General features: G+C 67.1%; 19 protein-coding genes. 14 read left to right on the top strand and 5 right to left on the bottom strand.

Features of this window, described 5'->3' with window-relative positions; genetic code table 11:
• Nucleotides 1–31: 31 nt before the first annotated feature.
• The 5 genes from VF649_RS06485 (at nucleotide 32) to VF649_RS06465 (ending at nucleotide 2,648) form a co-directional block, all read left to right on the top strand.
• Nucleotides 32–628, top strand: coding sequence for a J domain-containing protein (locus VF649_RS06485; RefSeq protein WP_331011143.1), 597 nt, complete (start codon nucleotides 32–34; stop codon nucleotides 626–628).
• Nucleotides 625–1,095 carry a hypothetical protein gene (locus VF649_RS06480; RefSeq protein ID WP_331011142.1) on the top strand — a complete coding sequence of 157 codons (471 nt, stop codon included), beginning with the start codon at nucleotides 625–627 and terminating at the stop codon, nucleotides 1,093–1,095. The genes VF649_RS06485 and VF649_RS06480 overlap by 4 nt, the downstream gene beginning before the upstream one ends.
• On the top strand, nucleotides 1,095–1,340 hold the full coding sequence (locus VF649_RS06475) for a hypothetical protein (protein WP_331011141.1): 246 nt from the start codon (nucleotides 1,095–1,097) through the stop codon (nucleotides 1,338–1,340). Before VF649_RS06480 ends, VF649_RS06475 begins: the two co-directional genes overlap by 1 nt.
• Before the next feature lie 47 nt (nucleotides 1,341–1,387).
• Nucleotides 1,388–1,588, top strand: a complete 201-nt coding sequence (locus VF649_RS06470) for an AlpA family phage regulatory protein (RefSeq protein WP_331011140.1) — start codon at nucleotides 1,388–1,390, stop codon at nucleotides 1,586–1,588.
• Between the two features lie 241 nt (nucleotides 1,589–1,829).
• The gene (locus VF649_RS06465) at nucleotides 1,830–2,648 is read left to right on the top strand and encodes a glycoside hydrolase family 16 protein (protein WP_331011139.1); all 819 of its coding nucleotides are present in this window, start codon (nucleotides 1,830–1,832) and stop codon (nucleotides 2,646–2,648) included.
• 51 nt (nucleotides 2,649–2,699) lie between these two features.
• Here the strand turns inward: VF649_RS06465 and VF649_RS06460 are convergent, their stop codons facing one another.
• On the bottom strand, nucleotides 2,700–3,170 hold the full coding sequence (locus VF649_RS06460) for a MucR family transcriptional regulator (protein ID WP_331011138.1): 471 nt from the start codon (nucleotides 3,168–3,170) through the stop codon (nucleotides 2,700–2,702).
• 236 nt (nucleotides 3,171–3,406) lie between these two features.
• Between VF649_RS06460 and VF649_RS06455 the strand changes: the two genes are divergently transcribed.
• From VF649_RS06455 to VF649_RS06435, 5 genes are all read left to right on the top strand, one after another.
• Complete coding sequence (locus VF649_RS06455; protein ID WP_331011137.1) at nucleotides 3,407–5,347, top strand: peptidase M61; 1,941 nt, start codon at nucleotides 3,407–3,409, stop codon at nucleotides 5,345–5,347.
• Nucleotides 5,348–5,364: 17 nt separating this feature from the next.
• Nucleotides 5,365–8,913 (top strand): hydantoinase B/oxoprolinase family protein, encoded by a 3,549-nt coding sequence (locus tag VF649_RS06450; RefSeq protein WP_331011136.1) that lies wholly within the window; start codon nucleotides 5,365–5,367, stop codon nucleotides 8,911–8,913.
• Nucleotides 8,914–8,980: 67 nt separating this feature from the next.
• Nucleotides 8,981–9,625: a DUF969 domain-containing protein gene (locus VF649_RS06445; RefSeq protein WP_331011135.1), complete on the top strand. Its 645-nt coding sequence runs from the start codon at nucleotides 8,981–8,983 to the stop codon at nucleotides 9,623–9,625.
• Nucleotides 9,622–10,551 (top strand): DUF979 domain-containing protein, encoded by a 930-nt coding sequence (locus VF649_RS06440; protein ID WP_331011134.1) that lies wholly within the window; start codon nucleotides 9,622–9,624, stop codon nucleotides 10,549–10,551. Before VF649_RS06445 ends, VF649_RS06440 begins: the two co-directional genes overlap by 4 nt.
• Nucleotides 10,548–11,528 carry a DUF2891 domain-containing protein gene (locus VF649_RS06435; protein ID WP_331011133.1) on the top strand — a complete coding sequence of 327 codons (981 nt, stop codon included), beginning with the start codon at nucleotides 10,548–10,550 and terminating at the stop codon, nucleotides 11,526–11,528. The genes VF649_RS06440 and VF649_RS06435 overlap by 4 nt, the downstream gene beginning before the upstream one ends.
• 6 nt (nucleotides 11,529–11,534) lie before the next feature.
• Here the strand turns inward: VF649_RS06435 and VF649_RS06430 are convergent, their stop codons facing one another.
• Nucleotides 11,535–13,235 (bottom strand): amidohydrolase, encoded by a 1,701-nt coding sequence (locus VF649_RS06430; RefSeq protein ID WP_331011132.1) that lies wholly within the window; start codon nucleotides 13,233–13,235, stop codon nucleotides 11,535–11,537.
• Between the two features lie 108 nt (nucleotides 13,236–13,343).
• Here VF649_RS06430 and VF649_RS06425 point away from each other — a divergent pair, with 108 nt between their 5' ends.
• Together VF649_RS06425 and VF649_RS06420 are read left to right on the top strand one after the other, a co-directional pair.
• Complete coding sequence (locus VF649_RS06425) at nucleotides 13,344–14,585, top strand: threonine ammonia-lyase (protein WP_331011131.1); 1,242 nt, start codon at nucleotides 13,344–13,346, stop codon at nucleotides 14,583–14,585.
• A 123-nt stretch (nucleotides 14,586–14,708) separates the two neighbouring features.
• Nucleotides 14,709–15,515: an arginyltransferase gene (locus VF649_RS06420; RefSeq protein WP_331011130.1), complete on the top strand. Its 807-nt coding sequence runs from the start codon at nucleotides 14,709–14,711 to the stop codon at nucleotides 15,513–15,515.
• 155 nt (nucleotides 15,516–15,670) lie between these two features.
• On the opposite strand, the gene purC is transcribed toward VF649_RS06420, so the two are convergent.
• Nucleotides 15,671–16,450 (bottom strand): phosphoribosylaminoimidazolesuccinocarboxamide synthase, encoded by a 780-nt coding sequence (gene purC / locus VF649_RS06415; protein WP_331011129.1) that lies wholly within the window; start codon nucleotides 16,448–16,450, stop codon nucleotides 15,671–15,673.
• A 149-nt stretch (nucleotides 16,451–16,599) separates the two neighbouring features.
• Entirely contained in the window at nucleotides 16,600–16,833 is a 234-nt protein-coding gene (locus VF649_RS06410; RefSeq protein WP_331011128.1) for a DUF2171 domain-containing protein, read from the bottom strand.
• A 206-nt stretch (nucleotides 16,834–17,039) separates the two neighbouring features.
• Here VF649_RS06410 and parC point away from each other — a divergent pair, with 206 nt between their 5' ends.
• Both parC and VF649_RS06400 read left to right on the top strand, forming a co-directional pair.
• A complete protein-coding gene (gene parC / locus VF649_RS06405) occupies nucleotides 17,040–19,349 on the top strand; it encodes a DNA topoisomerase IV subunit A (protein WP_331011127.1) in 2,310 nt (769 codons plus the stop codon).
• 27 nt (nucleotides 19,350–19,376) lie between these two features.
• Nucleotides 19,377–21,131, top strand: coding sequence for a bifunctional diguanylate cyclase/phosphodiesterase (locus VF649_RS06400; protein WP_331011126.1), 1,755 nt, complete (start codon nucleotides 19,377–19,379; stop codon nucleotides 21,129–21,131).
• Here VF649_RS06400 and VF649_RS06395 read toward each other — a convergent pair.
• A partial coding sequence (locus tag VF649_RS06395; RefSeq protein ID WP_331011125.1) for a CCA tRNA nucleotidyltransferase occupies nucleotides 21,107–21,992 on the bottom strand: 886 nt, incomplete at its 5' end. The two genes, VF649_RS06400 and VF649_RS06395, sit on opposite strands and share 25 nt — an antisense overlap.

Here is a 21,992-nt window from a genome sequence, read left to right as displayed (position 1 = left end):
GGTTCGAGGCTACGCATCCGGAGCCGCGGCCATGACCATCACCGCATATCCACTCGCCTGGCCGTCGGGCCGCCCCCGTGCGTGCAGCACCGCGCCGGCCCGCTTCCGCGCGGGCAATCGGGGCGGGGAGAGCGTGTCGCTCGACATGGCACGCGATCGGGCGGAGCTGCAGCTGACGAAGCTCGGCGCGACCAACGTCATCTTGTCGATGAACATCAAGCTGACCCTGACCGGACGTCGCGACATGAACGCCAGCCGCGGCGAGCCAGTCGATGTCGGCGCCGCCATCTATTTCGATCTTGAAAATCGACCGCATGTCCTGGCCTGCGACAAGTGGGATCGGGTCGCCGACAACATCGCAGCGATCGCCGCTCATATCGAGGCGCTGCGCGGCCAGGAACGCTGGGGCGTAGCCGATCTGCGCCAAGCATTTGCCGGCCATCTCGCCTTGCCGGCGCCTGAAAGCTGGTGGGATATCCTGCGGGTAAGCCCAACGGCCCCGGAGGCCGAAATCGGCGCAGCGTATCGGGGTCTCGCCATGGCCATGCACCCCGACCGCGGCGGCGACCGCGACGGGTGGGCACGAGTCCAAGCGGCGTATGACCAGGCGAAGAGTGCGCGGTCGTGACGCCGTCGCATCGTGCCTGGGCCGAGCGCTTCGTCGGCGATCTGGAAGCGAAGATCATCCTTCATGAAGGCGTCGGAACCGGGAGAGAAGGCGAGGCCGTAATCCTGTCATGCCTGCGGGCCATTATCGTCCGTCACCGTGATGCGCTCGCAGCGGCGCCGATCACCGTGGCGCAGCCGACGTCGGCGGTTCCGGTTGCACCCGTTTCCGCCGGCCCAGCTGGTGCCGCGGAGATCCTGACCGGGACGTGGCGCCAGCGCATGTTGCGCAGCGCGGAAACGATGCGATCGGCTGGCCAGGAGGCCGTGGCACAAAACTACGAGGCCCATGCTGCACGCGCCCGGCCGGACGGCAGCCGCCCTGATGATGATCAGCCTGCGGCGGCAACGGCGATTGACGAGGCGGCGCAGAGGCGGCTCGCTGCCGTCGCGACGTTCAGTGCCGGCCCACAACTGGCGATGTTCTGATGGCGTCCGCACTCCTCGTTCGTCAGACGTCAACCTCGCGCGACGTGATCGGCGGCTGTTTCGTCTGTCACGGGGCCGCCGCGAATTGGTTCGGCCCGCAAGCCCAAGGAACCGCAGCGCGCCATCACGATGCTACCGGCCACGCGACTTGGGCGGAGGTGGTCATGACCGTCCGGTACGGCCGCAACGACTCGGACGGCCTTCAACTCGATATTGAAACCGCGATCGCCGCGCGGTCGCCATGACCGGCGCCCTTCCACCCACAACCGAATGCGAATCACCCGAGGACGCCATGCCTGACCGCCACGCCCCCATCGCCGACAGCATCCTACGCCTTCCCGCCGTAATCGAACGCACCGGCCTGAGTCGCGCCTCGATCTACCGGCTGATGGGAATCGGCCTGTTCCCGAAAAAGCACCCGCTCGCCATGCGCGCAGTCGGCTGGAAACGCTCCGAAATCGACCACTGGATCAACACGCGCATGGTGACCTGACGGCCGGCAGGCAGATCGATTGGGGGTATTTCCGGGGGTATCCGGACTTGGGGGTAACGAAAAATGCTTGATAATTCCGCGCCATATCTGGATAGATCGATTGTAGCCCTGTCCACCATCCACCCCGCGACGATCGGTGGATCCGCACGCGGCGGTACGCCGGATCGGTGGCCGGTGCAGGGCCGGATGGGCGGCGCCAAGCAGCCGACAAAGACCGGATCGCGACAGGAGCCATAAGCCTATGACGCGTTTTCTACTCCCGTCCTGCCTGTTGGTGGCCGCAGGCTGCGCCCAGGCACAGACCGTGCTGTGGCAGGACCATTTCGACAAGCGCATCGCCGGACGTTGGAAAGCCGATGCCGAACGATTTTCCGGGGTGCCGTCCGACGAGACGCGCGCGGGGAACGGCGAATCCCAGCGCTATGATCCCGGCCAGATCCGGATCGCCAAGGGCCTGTTGCAGATCGACGGACGGATGATGACGGAAGGCGAGCGCCGTCGGTGGGCCGAACGGGTGCGCGATCCGAAGTTCAAATATGCCGGTTCCAACCTGCGCAACATGTTGCAGATCGATCGGGTTTCCGGACAGATCACGACGTTTCCCGCGACGCCGTTTGCCCCCGGGACGCGTTTGTCCGCACGGGTGAAGTTGCCGGTCGCGGCGGCCGCCTGGCCCGCGGTATGGGGCTATGACTATGTCAACCACACCGAAATCGATGTCTTCGAGGGTTCCGGCCGAGCGGGAAGCGATCCGCAGGGCAATGTATCGCAGGCCATGCACGATGGCGAATCCAAGGTGAATTCGGGGTGCCCGAAGGTCGCGATCCCGACGGAAGGCTGGCACGAATTCTACGCCGACTGGCGTGATCCGAAAAAGATCGTGTTCGGATATGACGGCCGGGTGAACTGCACCGTGGCGACCACGCCGCGCATGACCAAGCCGATGGTCATCATGATCGGCATGGCGATCGGGTCGAGCGGATGGCCCTGGATCGGCCAACCCGCCCCCGGCGATGCCAAGCCGCGCTTTCTGGTTGATTGGGTGAAGGTGGAGCGCTGATCCGGACGGCGCGCTACGCCGTCCGTCCAGTTTGATCGCGATGATGACCGGTCAGGCGGCCGTCGCCGTCGCCGGTTTGCGTCCGCGCTTCTTCGGTGCGGGTGCCGGGGTCGGTGCTGGCGCCGCCGGTTTGCGGCCGAGGCCGATGGCATTGGCCAGCGCCCGGCGCTGTTCGGTGTAGTTGGGCGCCACCATCGGGTAAGTTTCGGGCAGTTTCCATTTCGCGCGATATTGTTCGGGCGACATGTCGAAGCGCGTGCGGAGATATCGCCGCAACATCTTCAGTTTCTTTCCGTCTTCAAGGCAGATGATGTAGTCCGGCTTGACCGAACCGCGGATGGGGACGGCGGGTTGCGGCTCCGCCTCCGGTTGAACCACGGGATCTCCGGCAGTCGCAAGAGCAGCGTGGACCTGCTTGATCAGCATGGGCAGATCTTCGATCGCGACGATATTGTTGCCGACATGCGCAGCGACGATATCTGCGGTCAGTGCGAGAATGGTTTCGTCTGGTTCGGTCGTCATCGTGCATGCCCCATAATCGCTTTATTGCGGCATGGTGGTATATCTGTCGCCCCAAGGCAATATGAATCCCGATATTGTCTATTTCATAATATAAAATGCCTTTGCGCTGTATCGGCGCGACAAGAAGTCGGCATCGCGGGTGCGGGACTTGCGAGGCGCGGGTGCGGTACGGATTGACGGACCGGGCGCGGCGTTCCATCCCTGCGGCTCCTTGTCGTGCCGGAGCTTTGCCGTCGATGTCGTCTCTCCTTAGTGCCCGTCTCGCCGCGCGTGCGGCTTGTCTGCTGTCCGTTGCCCTGCCCGCGATCGCGACCGCGCAGCCTGTCCAGACGATGCCGGCGGTCACGCCGGTGCCGAACGCGGTGCCGGCGGCGCGTGACGTCGCCTATCCCGGCACGCTGAAGCTGGTGGTGGATGCGACCGACGTGCAGCGCGGGATCTTCACGGTGCGGGAGACGATCCCGGTCACCGCCGCGGGACGGACGACCCTGCTCTATCCGAAATGGCTGCCCGGAAATCATGCACCGCGCGGCAGCATCGACGATGTGGCGGGCCTGAAGATCAGCGCGGGTGGGCAGGTGTTGCGCTGGGTTCGCGACCCGGTCGAAGTCTATGCCATCCATGTCGACGTGCCGCAGGGCGCGACCGAGCTGTCGGTCGAATTCCAATATGTCTCGCCCGTGGCGGGTGCGCAGGGGCGGGTGGTGATGACGCCCGAGATGCTGAACCTGCAATGGAACCTGACCGCCTTCTATCCGGCCGGCTATTATGTGCGCCGGATTCCCGTGGCGGCGACCGCGATCCTGCCGGCGGGATGGCGGTACGGCGTCGCATTGGAGCCGGTCGATCCGGCGGCGACCGGCACGGTGGCGTTCAAACCGGTGTCGTTCGAGACGCTGGTCGACAGTCCGATGTTCGCGGGCGCCTATTTCCGGCAGGAGCAGCTGGCGCCGGGCGTGCGGCTGAACATCGTGGCGGATACGCCGGAGGAACTGGCGGCGACGCCCGAGCAGATCCAGAAGCACAGGAATCTGGTGGCGCAGGCGACGCGGCTGTTCGGCGCGCAGCATTATGACCATTATGATTTCCTGCTGGCCATCACCGACAAGATGGGCAGCATCGGCCTGGAGCATCACCGGTCGTCGGAAAATGGCGTCGATCCGGGGTATTTCACCAAGTGGGACGACGGGGCCGGCGAACGCAACCTGTTGCCCCACGAATATACGCATAGCTGGGACGGCAAATATCGGCGTGGCGCCGATCTTTATACCGCAGAATATTCGGTACCGATGCGCAATTCGCTGCTGTGGGTATATGAAGGGCAGACTCAATATTGGGGCTATGTGCTGCAGGCGCGGTCCGGGCTGGTGTCCAAGGAGGATACGCTTGCCGCCTATGCGTCGATCGCGGCGCAGCTGGATACGCGGCCCGGCCGGACGTGGCGGCCACTGGTCGACACCACCAACGATCCGATCCTGTCCGCACGGCGCCCACAACCCTGGGTCAGCTGGCAGCGGTCGGAGGATTATTACAATGAGGGGCTGCTGATCTGGCTGGAAGCGGACATGCAGATCCGCGAACTGACCAGGGGTCGGAAGTCGCTGGACGATTTCGCCAAGCTGTTCTTCGGGGTCAACGATCGCGACTGGGGCGTGCTGACCTATACGTTCGCCGACGTGGCGGCGACGCTGAACCGGGTCGTGCCCTATGATTGGAACGGGTTCCTGGATGCGCGCGTCAACCAGATCGCGCCGCGTGCGCCGCTCGCCTGGCTGGAGAAGGGCGGATACCGGCTGGTCTATGCCGCCGAGCCGACACAATGGTGGAAGAACCGCGAGAAGACGGCGAAGAACAGTGATTTCACCTATTCGCTGGGATTCAGCGTCGCGTCGGACGGCGCGCTGGGCCAGGTGATATGGGACAGCCCGGCATTTCGCGCTGGCCTGACCAACAGCGCGATGCTGACCGCCGTCGGGGGCAAGGCGTATAGCGGGGATGCGTTGAAAGCGGCGATCAAGGCGGCGCAGACCAGTCGCCAGCCGATCCAGTTGCTGGTGAAGCAGGGCGATCGGTATCGCACGGTTGCCATCCCATATTATGACGGGCCGAAATATCCGCGGCTGGAAAAGACGGGGGCGGGGACGACGCGGCTCGACACGCTGCTGACGGCGCGCTGATCGGCGGCTGCGCGGCGATGTGGCGGTTCTGGGTCGATCGCGGCGGCACGTTCACCGATATCGTGGCGCGCGCGCCGGACGGAACGATCCGGACCGCGAAGCTGCTGTCGGAGGATCCCGGACGCCATGACGATGCGGCGGTGGCGGGCATCCGCCGGCTGACGGGTATGGAAACCGGGCCGTTGCCGCCGCTGGAACTGCGGATGGGGACGACGGTCGCCACCAACGCCTTGCTGGAACGGACGGGAACCCCGACCCTGCTCGCGATCACCGCCGGGTTCGGCGACGCGCTCCGCATCGGCAACCAGAACCGTCCGGATATCTTCGCGCGCGACATCCGCCTGCCGGAGCCGCTCTATGCCGATGTGGTGGAGATTGCCGAGCGGGTGACATCGGACGGGGTGGTGCTGGCGACGCCGGATCCGGCGCGGGTGCGCGCGGACCTGACGGCGGCGCATGCGCGCGGGATGGAGGCGATCGCGATCGTGCTGATGCACGGGCACCGGCATCCCGCGCATGAACGGATGGTGGCGGACATCGCGCGCGAGGTCGGGTTCGCGCAGGTGTCGGTCAGCCATGTCGTCGGGCCGCTGGTCAAGCTGATCGGGCGGGGCGATACCACTGTCGCAGACGCCTATCTTTCGCCGGGGCTGGCCGCCTATGTCGATCGGGTGCGCGCGGCGCTGGGCGGGCAGGCGCGCGCCCTGTTCATGCGATCGAGCGGTGGGTTGGTCAAGGGCGCGCTGTTCCACGGGCGCGACGCCATCCTGTCGGGGCCTGCGGGCGGGATCGTCGGCATGGCGCACAGCGCGGCGGCGGCGGGGGTATCCGACGTGATCGGGTTCGACATGGGCGGGACGTCGACCGACGTGTCGCATTATGCGGGCCGTTACGAACGCACCAATGAAGGCGTGATCGCGGGTGTGCGCATCCGCGCGCCGATGATGCGCATCCATACCGTGGCCGCCGGGGGCGGATCGATCTGCACGGTCGAAGCGGGGCGGTTCCGGGTCGGGCCGGCGTCGGCCGGTGCGGTGCCGGGGCCGGCCTGTTACCGCCGCGGCGGGCCGCTGACCGTCACCGATTGCAACCTGTTGCTCGGGCGGATCCGTGCCGAGCATTTTCCCAACCTGTTCGGGCCGACAGGGGACGCGCCGCTGGACCGCGACGCGGTTGCGGCCCGTTTTGCCGAGCTGGACCTGACCATGGCGGCAGAGGTGGCGGCGGAGGGGTTCCTGGCGATCGCGGTCGCCAACATGGCCAATGCGATCAAGGCGATCTCCACCGCGCGCGGGCATGATGTAACACGCTATACGCTCGCCTGCTTCGGCGGGGCGGGCGGGCAGCATGCGTGCCTGGTCGCCGACGCGCTGGGGATGCGCCGGGTGATGATCCACCGCTATGCCAGCCTGTTGTCCGCTTACGGCATGGGCCTGGCGCAGCAGTCGGCCGTGCGCGAACGCACGTTGGGCATCCCGTTGGACGAGGCGGCCGGGCCGGCGATCACGGCGGCGGTCGCGACGCTGGCCGCGGCGGCGCGCGCCGAACTGGCGGAGCAGGGGATCATGGACGCGCGGATCGAGGGCAGCGCGCAACTGCGCCAGCCGGGTAGCGAAAGCGCGATCGAGGTGACGCTGGACGCACCGGCCGCCATGGCAGTCGCGTACGCCGCTGCCTATCGCGCGCGGTTCGGCTATGGCAGCGATGCGGTGCCGGTGCTGGACATGCTGCGGATCGAAGCGGTGGCGGCGGGCGATGCCGGCGACGATATCAGATGGGCGCCCACAGGCGCGGACGTCACCGAAACCGTCACCGCCTGGATGGATGGCGGGCCACGCGACGTGGCGGTGCGCCGGCGGGGCACGTTGGCGGCGGATACGCACATTTCCGGGCCGGCGCTGATCGTCGATGCGACATCGACCGTGGTGGTCGATCCGGGCTGGGCGGCTCGGGTCGATGCGCTCGGCAATCTGATGCTGGAGCGCGTCGCGGCGGTCGCGGACGTCGCGGTCGGGCCGGCGCTGGATCCGGTGCGGCTGGAAATCTTCGACGGGCAGTTCATGAGCATCGCAGAGGAGATGGGCGCCGCGCTTCAACACAGCGCATCGTCGGTCAACATCCGCGAACGCCTGGATTTTTCCTGCGCGCTGTTCGACGGTGGCGGCAACCTGATCGCCAATGCACCGCATATTCCGGTGCATCTGGGATCGATGGGCGACGGCATCCGCACCATCCTGAACCAGCGGGGCGGCGCGGCCGACGGACGCGGGATCCGGCGGGGAGACGTCTATGCGCTGAACGCGCCCTATGCCGGTGGGACGCATCTGCCCGACCTGACCGTGGTGATGCCGGTGTTCGCGACAAGTGGGGGCGATGCACCCGATTTCTTCGTCGCGGCGCGCGGGCACCATGCCGACATCGGCGGATCGACGCCCGGATCGATGCCGCCGGCCAGCACCAGCGTGCTGGAGGAAGGCGTGCTGTTCGACGACGTGCTGGTGGTGGACGAAGGACGATTCCGGGAACGTGCGGTGCGCGCGCTGCTGGCCGGAGGTGCATGGCCGGCGCGCGACCCCGACCGCAACATCGCCGACCTGCGGGCGCAGATCGCCGCCTGCGCGCGCGGCCGGGCGGGGCTGGATATGCTGGTGGACGGCTATGGCCTGGTCACCGTCGCGGCCTATATGGAGCATGTCCAGGCGAATGCCGATGCCGCGGTAAAGGCTTTGATCGCGGAGCTGGCGGACGGTGCCTTCAGCTATGAGATGGACGGCGGCGCGGTGGTGCGGGTGGCGGTGACGATCGATCGGACCGCGCGCACCGCGCGGGTGGATTTCACCGGCACCAGCGCGCAGTTGCCAACCAATTTCAACGCACCGCGATCGATCACGCGGGCCGCGGTGATGTATGTGTTCCGGACACTGGTGGCGGGTGCGATCCCGATGAATGACGGGTGCCTGCGCAGCGTGGAGATCGTCGTGCCCGATGGATCGATGCTGGCGCCGCGCTATCCCGCGGCGGTGGTGGCGGGGAATGTCGAGACGAGCCAGGTCGTGACCGATGCGCTGTACGGTGCGCTGGGGCTTCTGGCCGGATCGCAAGGGACGATGAACAATTTCACGTTCGGCAACGATCGCCATCAATATTATGAGACGATCGCGGGCGGCGCCGGTGCCAGCGCGACGGCGGATGGGGCGAGCGCGGTGCAGACGCACATGACCAACAGCCGGCTGACCGATCCGGAAATCTTCGAGGATCGGTTTCCGGTGCTGCTGGAACGCTTTGCGATCCGGCGCGGCTCCGGTGGTGCCGGTGCGCGGCGTGGCGGTGACGGCGTGGTGCGACATGTGCGGTTCCGGGAAGCGATGACCGCGGGCATCCTGTCCAATCGTCGACGGGTGGCGCCGTTCGGCCTGGCGGGTGGCGCCGACGGCGCGCCGGGCGTGAACCGGGTGCGGCGGGTGGATGGGACGATCGAGCAACTGGGGTCCACCGCGCTGGTGGAAATGGCGGCCGGCGATGCGTTCCTGATCGAGACGCCGGGCGGCGGCGGGTTCGGGGCGTGAGGTGCGGGTGCCGGAATGTCGAGCCTGATCGCGGTGCGCGCCGGCATGACGAACGGCGGGTGCGGTCATGCTAGTGCTGTCGGGTATCCTGGTCGTCGCGCTGGGATTTCTCTTGCGCTTCAATCCGTTGCTTGTCGTTGTGGCGGCGGCGCTGGTGACCGGGCTGGCGGCGGGGCTGGACCCGGTCGCGATCCTGGCCGCGTTCGGCAAGGCGTATAACGACACGCGCTATGTGACGATCATCTATATCGTGTTGCCCGTGATCGGCGTGCTGGAACGGCACGGCTTGCAGGCGCGGGCGCGCGGGCTGGTGGCGGCGATGCGCGGGGCGACGGTCGGGCGGCTGCTGCTGGGCTATCTGCTGTTCCGGCAGATCACGTCGGCGCTGGGGCTGACGTCGCTTGCGGGCCATGCGCAGACGGTGCGGCCGCTGGTGGCACCGATGGCGGACGCCGCGGCCGAAATGCAGGGCATGGATGCGGCCGCGCGCAGCCGTGTGAAGGCGCTGGCCGCGGGGACCGACAATATCGGGCTGTTCTTCGGCGAGGATATCTTCATCGCGATCGGATCGATCCTGCTGATCAAGGGGACGATGGCGCAATATGGCTATGACATCGCGCCCATCCATCTGTCGCTCTGGGCGATTCCGACCGCGATCGCGGCGCTGCTGGTGCATGGCGCACGGCTGCTGTGGCTGGACCGGCGGCGATGATCGGGCTGGACTTCGTCTACGGCGTCGCGGGTGCGATGTTCGCGGCATTCGGGTGGCGGACGGCGCGCGACCCGGACCATCCGAAGCGCAGGGGCACCGCCGCCTTCTATGGCCTGATCGCGGTCAGCTTCCTGGCCGGCGACCGGCTGGGCGATGTCGGGAATGGCGTTCTGGTGCTGGCGCTGGTTGCGCTGGCAGGCAGCGGTGCGGTGGGTCGGGCGGCGGCCGGGCAGGCGAATGATGGCGGGGTGGATGCGTCGGCATCGGGCAACCGGTTGTTCCTGCCCGCGCTGCTCATCCCGCTGGTCGCGCTGGCGGGGACGGTGTGGAAGCCCGACTGGATCGATCCGAAGCAGGTGACGCTGGTGTCGCTGTCCGCCGGCGTGCTGGTGGCATTGGCAGCCTGTTATGCGTGGCTGCGGCCGGGCGTGGCCGCGCCGTTCGATGCCGGGCGACGGTTGATGGACGGCGTCGGCTGGGCCGCGGTGCTGCCGCAGATGCTGGCGGCGCTGGGCGCGGTCTTCGCGCTGGCAGGGGTGGGGGAGGTCGTCGGCGGACTGGCGGCGCGGGCGATCCCCGACGGCAATCTGTTCGTTGCCGTGCTGGCTTACGGACTGGGCATGGCGGGGTTCACGATCGTGATGGGCAACGCCTTCGCCGCATTTCCGGTGATGACCGCGGCGATCGGGGTCCCGGTGCTGGTCCGCACGCTGGGCGGCGATCCGGCGGTGATCGCGGCGGTGGGGATGCTGGCCGGCTTCTGCGGCACGTTGCTGACCCCGATGGCGGCCAATTTCAACCTGGTGCCAGCGGTGCTGCTCGATCTGCAGGATCGCAATGCGGTGATCCGCGCGCAGGCGCCGACTGCGGTCGTCCTGCTGGGCGTCAACATCCTGCTGATCTATTATCTGGGGTTCCGGACATGACGCTGCTGACCGCGGAGATCGCCACGGGCTTCGCCGAACTGACGCTGGGTCATGTCGGCCGGCCATGGCCGTTCAAGCTGGACCAGGTTCTGACCGGACCCGAGGATGTCCAGTCGCCGGCCATGCTGCACCCTGCTTTCCATGGCAGCTTCGACTGGCACAGCTGCGTGCATGGCTGGTGGCAACTGATGCGGATCGCACGGCGGTATCCGGACCTGGAGTTGGCGGCGGCAATCCGGGCGCAAGCCGATCGCACGCTGACACCCGCAAAGCTGGGCGGCGAGCGTGCCTATCTCGATCGGCCGGGAACGGGCGGGTTCGAGCGGCCCTATGGCTGGGCCTGGGCGCTGGCGCTGCACCGCGAACTGGACCGGCATGACCGACCGGAGTGGGCGGCGGCGATGCGGCCGCTGGCGGAGGCGTTTCGGGATCGCTGGCTGGCCTATCTGCCGAAGCTGACCTATCCGGTGCGGACGGGGACGCATGGCAGCACGGCGTTCGCGCTGATCCTGACGCTGGACTGGGCGGAGACGCAGGCGCCGGCGCTGGCGGCGTTGATCCGCGCCCGCGCGGCCGGTTGGTTCGGGCAGGATCGGGCCGCGCAGGCGTGGGAGCCTGGCGGGGATGATTTCCTGTCACCGACGCTGGTCGAGGCGGTCTTGATGGCGCGGGTATTGGGCGACGGGTTCGGTGCGTGGTTCGCGACGTTCCTCCCGACGATCGCGGCCGGCGACCCGGCGACGCTGTTCCGGCCAGCGACGGTATCCGATCGCAGCGACGGCAAGATCGCGCATCTCGACGGGCTGAACCTCAGCCGTGCCTGGTGCTGGTTCCTGCTGGCCGATGCGGCAGGGATGCCGGCGTTGCGCGCGATCGCTGAACGCCACCTGGACGCGGCGCTGCCGCACGTCGCGGGCGACTATATGGGCGAGCATTGGCTGGCGACCTTCGCGCTGCTCGCGCTGGAGGCGGGGTGAGCCGCGCTATTTCCGCCGCCACACGCGCCGCCCGCCGACCCAGGTTTCCTGGACCTTGGTGGCACGGATCTGGGCAGGGGTGGCGGTGAAGGGATCGGTGTCGACCAGGATGAAGTCGGCGAGATGGCCGGGTTGCAGGCTGCCGAGCATCGATTCGGTGAAGCTGGCATAGGCCGCGCCGGTCGTGAAGGCGGCCAGCGCGGTGGGAAGGTCGAGTTTCTGTTCGGGATGCCAGCCGCCGGGCGGTTGGCCGGCGGGATCCTCGCGGCTGATCGCGGCGGCGAGGCCGGCGAACGGATCGGGGCTTTCGACCGGATAGTCCGACCCGAAGGCGAGTTTCGCGCCGGCAGCCAGCATCGCTTTCCAGGCATAGGCATCGGTCAGCCGGTCCGGCCCCAGCCGAGCCTCTGCCATCAGACGGTCGCTGGTCTGGTGCACCGGTTGCATCGAGGCGATGATGCCGTTCTTGCCGAAGCGTGGCAGATCGACGGGATCGACGATCTGGGCATGTTCGATCCGCCAGCGGCGATCGCCCTTGTAGGTGAGTGCGACCTCCTCGATCGCGTCGAGCGCCTGAGCATTGGCGGCGTCGCCGATGGCGTGAATCGCAACCTGAAACCCGTCCATCGCGGCACGGCTCATCAGGTTGCGCAATTTGGTATCGTCCAGGAACGACAGCCCGCGTTGCCCGGGTGCATCGGCATAAGGGCGTTTCAGCCAGGCGCCGCGCGATCCGAGCGCACCATCGCCATACAGCTTGACCCCGACCATTTTCAGCCGGCTGTCGTACAGCCACGGCGTGGGGCCGCCACCGGCGATCGACAGCAGCGGGTCGATGCCCGCGGCATAGGCGATCAGCCGTACGCGAAGCTGGCCGATGTCGCCGGCGCGGCGATAGGTGTTCCAATCCTCGACCGAGGTGCCCATGTCGGCGGTGGCGACGATGCCGTCGGCCAGCAGCTGATCCTGCGCCGATGCCAGCGCGGCATCGCGTTCGCGCGGCAGCGGCGCGGGCACGACCCGCTGCAGCAGATCCTGTGCGGCATCGACCAGCACGCCGGTGGGATTGCCCTGCGCATCGCGTTCGATCCGGCCGCCGGCGGGATCCTTCGTCCGGGCCGTGATCCCGGCGGCGGACAGCGCGGCGCGGTTGGCGAGCAGCGCATGGCCATCGACACGCGCCAGCACCACCGGCCGGTCGCGCACCGCCGCATCCAGATCGGCCGCGGTCGGGAAGCGGCCCAGCCCCCAGCGTTCCTGGTTCCAGCCGCCGCCACGAATCCAGATCGGCGTCGGATGGGCGCGGGCATAAGCGGACAGCTTCGTTTGCGCGTCCGCCAGGCTGGTGGTGGCGGACAGATCCAGCTCCGTCGCGCGGAAGCCGAGTTCCATGACATGGCCATGCGCGTCGATCATGCCCGGCAACAGCGTGCGGCCGCCGGCGTCGAGCTTGAAATCCAGCCATTTCTCACGCGTGTCGCCGGCCTGGTACAGTTTGGCGATCTTGCCGGCCTTGTCGACCAGCATGCCGGTGAACCGGACGACGCGGCCCTTGTCGTCCAACGTATAGCCGTTGACATTGTCGATCAGTCCGCCGGCATTCGGGGGCGGCGGCAAGGTTGCGGCCGGTTTGCGGCGGGCATCCGCGGGGGCGGCCACGACGATTGCGACCAGAAGTGCGGGCGCGACAAGGCGGAAGATCTGCATCGGCCGTTCTTAGAACGGTGCCGCCATGATTGCCACGGCCCTGTCCGCCCGGCGCCGGCGTGTGGGCAAGAGGGTTCTCTATCGCGCATCAGTCCGATAGGAGGCATCATGGCCACCGCACCCGTCCTTCCCGCCGACCTTCCGGTCTCCTTCGATGATGTCCGTGCGGCGCATGCCCGGATCGCACCGGCGATCGTGCGGACGCCGACGCTGCTCAGCCGGACGCTGTCCGAGCTGACCGGCGCGACGGTGTATCTGAAATTCGAGAATCTGCAGTTCACCGCCGCGTACAAGGAACGCGGGGCGCTGAACAAATTGTTGCAGATGGGCGAGGTGCAGCGGCGGTGCGGCGTGATCGCGGCGTCGGCGGGCAATCATGCGCAGGGGCTGGCCTATCATGCCCGGCGGCTGGGCGTGCCGGCGACGATCGTGATGCCGACGACGACGCCGATCGTGAAGGTGCAGCAGACCGAAAGCCACCAGGCGCGGATCATCCTGTTCGGGGAGAATGTCGACGAGTCGCTGGCGCATGCGAAGGCCGTCGCGGCGACCGAGGGGCAGACCATCGTCCATCCGTTCGACGATGCGGAGATCATTGCCGGGCAGGGTACCACCGCGATCGAGATGCTGCAGGATGTGCCGGCGATCGACATGTTCGCGGTGCCGATCGGTGGCGGGGGGCTGATTTCGGGGGTTGCGACCGTCGCCAAGGCGCAGGACCGGCCGATCGAGGTGATCGGGGTCGAGGCCGAACTCTATCCGTCGATGTACAACCGCATCCACGGCACGGAGATGCCGTGCGGTGGCGATACGCTGGCGGAGGGCATCGCGGTCAAACAGCCGGGCGGGATCACCGCGCAGATCATCGCCGAACGCGTCGACGGCATCGTCCTGGTTTCCGAACGCGACCTGGAACGCGCGGTGTCGCTGCTGTTGCAGATCGAGAAGACGGTCGTGGAAGGCGCCGGCGCGGCCGGGCTGGCGGCGTTGCTGTCCGACCCGGAGCGGTTCCGCGGGCGGACGGTGGGCGTGGTGTTGTGCGGCGGCAATATCGACACCCGGCTGCTCGCCAATGTGCTGTTGCGCGATCTGGCGCGGTCGGGCCGGCTGGCGCGGTTGCGGATCCGGTTGAAGGATCGACCGGGACAATTGTTCAACGTGGCCCGCGTGTTCGACGAGCAGCAGGTCAACATCATCGAAATCTATCATCAACGCGTGTTCACGACGTTGCCGGCGAAGGGCCTGATCACCGATATCGAATGCGAGACGCGGGACCGCGCGCATCTGGAGCGATTGATGGCCGCGCTGGAGACGGCGGGGTATGAGGTGACGCCGGTCGAACTCGCCTGACGGCCATAGATACTTCCGCGGCGGGGCGCTCCGCAATAATGCGGAGGAACGCTCTTTTCACGATCGTCCGCTACGCCCATAACTGTGTGATCGATTCACCCCGACCGAGAGGCTTCACCGCCGGTGAGCGCGCAGTTCCGTTTCCCCCGTTTCTTCGTGACCACGCCCGCGCCGTGCCCCTATATCCCGGGGCGGAGCGAGCGGAAGGTGTTTACGGAGTTGTCGGGCGCGCATGCGGCTGAGCTGAACGATGCGCTCGGGCGAATCGGGTTCCGCCGCAGCCAGGGGGTCGCTTATCGCCCGTCCTGCCAGGATTGCACCGCCTGCATTTCGGTGCGCGTGGTGGCGGGCGAGTTCAAGCCCAACGCCAGCCAGCGCAAGTTGCTGCGCCGGCACGCCGACCTCGACATCAGCGCGTGCAAGCCGTGGACCACCGAAGAGCAGTTCGCGCTGTTGCGCCGCTATCTGGCGGCGCGCCACCCCGGTGGCGGAATGGCTGAGATGGACGAGCTGGATTTCGCCGACATGGTCGAACAGACGCCGGTCGACACGCTGGTGGTCGAATATCGCGAGCCGTCCGTAAATGGTCGTCCGGGTCGTCTGGTCGGCGCCTGCCTGACCGATCGCCAGGCGGACGGGCTGTCGATGGTCTACAGCTTTTTCGAACCGGACGAAGGCGTGCGGCAGGGGTTGGGGACGTTCATCATCCTCGATCATATCCTGCGCGCGGCGCAGTCGGGGCTGGCCTATGTCTATCTCGGCTATTGGGTCGAGCAGAGCCCGCGCATGCAGTACAAGACCCGTTATCAGCCGCTGGAACGGCTGGGACCGGGCGGTTGGGTGCGGATGGCGCCGCCGGTCGCCGCGTCGACATCGGCGGGCAAGGCGGCGATGCCGGCCAAGGACGGCGTGGTGCGCGCGGCGGAGTGAGGGTGGCTTAGCGGTCAGGCACTACAGCCAAATTTCGTCATCCCGGCGCATGCCGGGATCTCGCGCAGGTAAAGAGCCCACGTCCAGCCCAAGGGAGATCCCGGCTTTCGCCGGGATGACGGAAGAGGCTGGGGATGACGCCGTCGATCGGCGCCCTATTTGTCCCGCTTTTTCCGGTGCTTTTCCATGTCGAGAACCGTCGTGTCGGCACCCTCGGGCAAGAGACCAAGACGGCGGGCGATTTCCTGATAGGCTTCGACTTCGCCGCCCAGATCCTGACGGAAGCGATCCTTGTCGAGCTTTTCGCCGGTGGCGATATCCCACAGCCGGCAGCCGTCCGGGCTGATTTCGTCGGCCAGCAGGATGCGCCCGAAATCATTGTCCCAGATGCGGCCGAATTCCAGCTTGAAGTCCACCAGCCGGATGCCGATGCCGGCGAACAGGCCGCACAGGAAATCGTTCACGCGGATCGCCATGTCGGCGATGTCGTGCATCTCCTCCTGGCTGGCCCAGCCGAAGCAGGCGATATGTTCGTCGGCGACCATCGGATCGCCGAGCGCATCGTCCTTGTAATAATATTCGATGATCGTGCGGGGCAGTTGCAGCCCCTCTTCGATCCCCAGCCGCTTGACGATCGACCCGGCGGCGACATTGCGGACCACGACCTCGATCGGGATGATCTCGACCTGGCGGATCAGCTGTTCGCGCATGTTGAGGCGGCGGATGAAGTGCGTCGGCACCCCGATCGTGCCGAGCATGGTGAAGATATGTTCGGAAATCCGGTTGTTGAGGACGCCCTTGCCGTTGATCGTGCCCTTCTTCTGCGCGTTGAACGCAGTGGCATCGTCCTTGAAATACTGGATCAGCGTGCCGGGTTCGGGGCCTTCATAAAGAATCTTGGCCTTGCCTTCGTAGATCTGGCGGCGGCGGGTCATGGGCGGCTCCGGCAGTTCGGACGGACATGTCCGTAGAAAGAGGACCGCCCCGGACGCGGCATCGGATCGATGCGCAGCCGGGGCGGACGGGAGTCGCTCTTAGCGGAGCCGCGGCCCCCACGCAAATGGCGCGCGATCCGGAAATGGGATCATTCGGACTCTTCGAAGATCGACACCGCGACATCCGCGTTGGCGGACAACCGTACATCGTCGCCTTCGACCTCCGCCACCAGCCCGGTCGCGATATAATGATGCTTGCCGTCGCCGCTGTCGGTCTTCGTCAGCTTGATGCGATCGCCGTCGAGATGATCGACCGTCCCGACATGCACGCCGTCGGCGCCGATGACGTTCATATGTTCCCGGATCTGGCTGATGTCGGCCATGGGGTGACTCCTTCGCTTTGGGTTCGGGGCAGGAACGCGTCGGACGCGAGATGGGTGCATGGCGGCCATGCGCCGGCCATGATCGGCAAATCGCTGCGGGCCGGACATTCCGGAAACATCCTGATCCGGAACCATGCCCTGACGCGCTGAAGCGGCCGGCGATGCGGGTACTCGCTTCGTTCCTCCCGCTTTGCTATCGCGGGGACATGGCCCATCCCACCGACATCATCGATACCCCGTTCGATCAGGCGCTGGAGCAGCGGTACCTGGTCTATGCGATGTCGACGATCACGGCGCGGTCGTTGCCCGACGTGCGCGACGGGTTGAAGCCGGTGCATCGGCGGTTGTTGTGGGGGATGCGGCTGCTGCGGCTGGATCCCACCGCCGGATACCAGAAATGCGCGCGCGTCGTCGGCGAGGTGATGGGCAAATACCATCCGCATGGCGACCAGTCGATCTACGACGCGATGGCCCGGTTGGCGCAGACATTCTCGCTCCGTTATCCGCTGGTCGACGGGCAGGGCAATTTCGGCAATGTCGATGGCGATAACGCCGCGGCGATGCGCTATACCGAAGCACGGATGACGCTGGCCGCGGCCGATCTGATGGCGGGTCTGGACGAGGGCACGGTCGATTTCCGGCCGAGCTACAATGGCGCCGAGATCGAGCCGGAGGTGTTTCCCGGCCTGTTCCCCAACCTGCTGGCCAATGGCGCGAGCGGGATCGCGGTGGGGATGGCGACGTCGATCCCGCCGCACAATGTCGCCGAGCTGATCGACGCCGCGCTGATCCTGATCGATGCCCCGGACACGCCCGTCGCCGCGCTGGTCGACCCCGAACAGGGCCCGGTGCGCGGGCCGGATTTCCCGACCGGCGGCGTTCTGGTCGACGGGACGGTCGCGATCCGCGAAGCCTATGCGACCGGGCGTGGATCGTTCCGGGTGCGGGCGCGGTGGGAGGTGGCAGAGCCGGCCGACAAGCGATCGGCCTATGCGATCATCGTCCACGATATTCCGTATCAGGTGCAGAAATCCAAGCTGATCGAGCAGATCGCCGACCTGATCACCAGCAAGAAGCTGCCGATCCTGGAGGATGTGCGCGACGAAAGCGACGAGGCGATCCGGCTGGTGCTGGAGCCGCGCGACCGCAAGGTCGATCCGCAGATGCTGATGGACAGCCTGTTCCGGATGACCGACCTGGAAGTGCGGGTGCCGCTCAACCTGAACGTGCTGGATGCGACGCGCACGCCGGGGGTGATGAGCCTGCCGCAGGCGCTAAACGCATGGTTGCAGCATCAGTTCGTGGTGCTGGTGCGGCGGACGCGACATCGGCTGGACAAGATCGACGACCGGATCGAACTGCTCGAAGGCTATCTGATCGCGTATCTGAACCTGGACCGCGTGATCCAGATCATCCGCACCGAGGACGAGCCCAAGCCGGTGATGCTGGCGGAATTTGCGGGGCTGACCGATCGGCAGGCGGAAGCGATCCTCAACATGCGGCTGCGGTCGCTGCGCAAGCTGGAGGAGATGGAGATCGTGCGCGAGCGCGACGGGCTGGCGAAAGAACGCGCGGGGCTGGTCGCGTTGCTCGACAGTCCGGGCAAGCAGCGCGCGCGGATGAAGAAGGATCTGGGCAAGCTGCGCGAGCGCTATGCCCCGGACACGGCGCTTGGCCGGCGCCGCACGATGCTGATCGAGTCGGGGCCGGCACGCGAAATCCCGCTGGAGGCGATGATCGAGCGTGAACCGATCACGGTGATCCTGTCCGAACGCGGCTGGATCCGCGCGATGACCGGGCACCGCGATCTGGCGGCGGCGGATACGCTGAAGTTCAAGGAGGGGGATGGCCCCGCCTTCGCATTCCATGCGCAGACCACGGACAAGCTGTTGCTGATCGCCGACAATGGCCGGTTCTACACGTTGGCGGCGGACAAGCTGCCGGGCGGCCGCGGGTTCGGGGAGCCGGTACGGTTGATGGTCGACGTCGAGGGCGATGCGGCGTTGCTGGCGATGTTCCCGGCGCAGGCGGATGGCCGGCTGTTGCTGGCCAGCGGCGACGGGCGCGGATTCCTGGCGCGGATGGCGGACGTGGTGGCGGAAACCCGGAAAGGGCGGCAGGTGGTGAATGTGCGGCCGGGATCCAAGCTGCGCGTGGTCCGCCATGTCGCGCCGGGTGACGATTACGTCGCGGTGATCGGCGAGAACCGCAAGCTGGTGGTGTTTCCGATCGCGGAGCTGCCCGAACTGGCGCGCGGCGCGGGGGTGCAGTTGCAGCGGTACCGCGACGGCGGCCTTTCCGATGCGATCACGCTGGCGTTCGACCGGGGGCTCAGCTGGGCAATGGGCGGCGGCAGCGGACGCATGCGTACCGAAAGCGACCTGAGCGCGTGGCGCACCGCGCGCGGGGCGGGCGGGCGGATGCCGCCAAACGGGTTTCCGCGCGACAACCGGTTCGAGGAACGGCGGATCAGCGCGTCGACGATCGCACAACCGGCCGCGCCAACGAAGAATTAAGGCTTTTCCGGTTAATCGGAGTCGACCATGCGCGGCTCCATCCTTCCTTCGTCCGATTACAGGACCGATCGTTCCGGACCGGACACGTTCGAACAGATGACGATCGTAGGCAGCGCACGACAGGCATATCTGGACGCGTTGCCCATTCCCACCGCCATCGCCGACGTGCGGGACAATGTTCTGACGCTGCAGCATTACAACGAATGCTATGCCAGGGTCGGCCGGGATTCGTCGGGCGGTCTGCTGAGCCGGCCCGCGCTGCTCGACCGCGTGCTTCAGTTCGCGAACAGCGATGCAAAGACCGCGGAGTTCGATTGGATCGATGGGGACGAGATCCAGGGATATCATTACCGGATCCGCATCGCGCGGCTGTTCCAGGTGGAACGCAACGTCCATCGGCTGATGATTTCCGCGTTGAACCGGACGGCGGAGGTCCAGAGCCAACGATCGCTGCGCGCCGAGATGATGCATGACAGCCTGACCGGGTTGCCGAACCGTACCGCGTTTTGCGACGCATTGTCCGACGCGGTGGACGCGCTGCCGACCGGGGACGCGACCGCGGGCGGTGGCGAATATAGCCGGGCCGGTGGCGACCTGGCGGTGGTGATCGTGGATCTGGCGCGGTTCAGCCTGGTCAACGAATGTCTGGGATCGCTGGCCGGTGATGAATTGATCATCACGGTGGCGCGCCGGCTGGTCGGGGCGGTGCGCAGCGGCGACATGCTGGCGCGAATCGGCGGCAATGAATTTGCGATCCTTTTGCGGCTGGGGCCGGACAGCGACGACGCGATGGTGGCGGCACATCGCATCCAGGCGGCCTTGTCCACGCCGTTCCGGCTGTCGGAAATGGAAATCCGCGTCGATTGCGCGATCGGGTGCGCGCTGCCGGACGGACGATCCGTGCAGGGCGCGGAACTGTTCCGCAATGCCCTGTTCGCGGTCAAGCGCGCCAAGGCATCAGGCCGGGTCGAGCTGTACCAACCCGGCGAAGTCAACGCGGTCCGTCGGCGGTTCAGCCTGGAAACCGAATTGCGGCGTGCGATCGAGGGCGATCGGCTGACACTGGCCTATCAGCCGCTGATCGATCTGCGCACCGGCGCGATTTCGGGGTTCGAGGCGCTGGCCCGGTGGGACGATCCGCATCATGGCACGATCGGGCCGGCGGAGTTCATTCCGGTGGCGGAAGAATCCGGGCTGATCCTGCCGCTGGGCCGCTGGGCGATCGAACGCGCGGCGCAGACCTTGGCGGAATGGGACCGGGCCGCCGGGCGCAAGCTGCCCGTGCATGTCTGCGTCAATGTGTCCGCGGTGCAGTTGCAGCGCGACGATGTCGCCGCGACCGTGGCCGCCGTGCTCGGTCGGCACGATGTCGCCGGGCGGCTGAAACTGGAACTGACCGAAAGCTGCATTGTCGCCGATCCGGAACATGCGATGCGTGTGCTGAATGCGCTGCGGGAACAGGATGTCCGGTTGGCGATGGACGATTTCGGGACCGGCTATTCCTCACTCGCCTATCTGCAGAAACTGCCGATCGACGATCTGAAGATCGACCGCAGTTTCGTGACCCCGATGCTGCACGATCGCGATTCGCTCGCGATCGTGCGCGCGGTGCTGAGCCTGGCGGCGGCGCTGGGCATGAACACCACTGCCGAAGGGGTCGAGACGCTGGAACTCGGCCAGACGCTTGGTGCGCTGGGCTGCACGCTGGGGCAGGGGTGGTATTATGCGAAGCCGCTGCCGGCCGCGGCGGCCTTCGCCTATTGGGCGGAACGCGCCGGCTGAACGCCGTCGGCCAGCGCGGCGGCGACCGCGGCGCGCGCGATGGCGTTCGCGCCATCGTCCGGAAATCCGGCGTCGGACCAGGCGCGTTCGACACGCTGCAACGTCGCCGCCACCAAGGGGCCGGGCGGCAGGCCCATCGCGATCAGATCCCCACCGCTCAACCCCAATGCCGGTCGTTCCCAGCCGATCAGCGCACGCGCATCGCCGCCGGTCAGCAGCAAGCGGTCGATCGCGGGTTCCAGGCGGATGCGGTAGGCGAGCGCGGCCGGCGTTTCGGGGCCATCGCGGGTCGCGGCCAGGCGCAGGCGCAGCGTCTGCGCCTTGGAGAGTTTCAAACGGCGGGCAATCGCCTCCGCCCGGACAGGATCGACCGGCAGCAGCGCGGCCAGCCGGCGGAGACCGTCAGGCGCGATGTCGGCCGCCGCCTCGGCCGTCGCCAGCGCGGCCAAGGTCGGGAGGGCAGCGGCCGTGATTTCCGGCAGGACCGGCACGAACAGCCCGCCGTCGATCATCAGCGCGATCGTGGCGACCGGATCGGGCAGAGCCAGCAATTTCAGCAGTTCGGACGCGATCCGTTCCCGCGACAACGCCATCAGGTCGTTGGCGCGCGCGGTGCAGGCGGCGAGTGCCGCGGCGTCGGCGGGCCCGCGCCCGAAGCGCGCATGAAAGCGGAAGAAGCGCAGGATCCGGAGATGATCCTCGGCAATGCGTTGCAGCGGCTCGCCGATGAAGCGCACGTGGCGTGCGCCGAGATCGGCCTCGCCGTTGAAATAATCGTGGATATCGCCGGTTTCGGGATCGGCGCTGAGAGCATTGATCGTGAAATCGCGGCGTGCGGCGTCTTCTCGCCAGTCTTCGGTA

The organism is Sphingomonas sp., assembly GCF_036387535.1.
In the GTDB taxonomy this organism is placed as follows: Bacteria; Pseudomonadota; Alphaproteobacteria; order Sphingomonadales; family Sphingomonadaceae; genus Sphingomonas_R.
The sequence above is the reverse complement of the archived record's forward strand: the minus strand, read 5'-3'. Positions and strand labels throughout refer to the sequence as shown.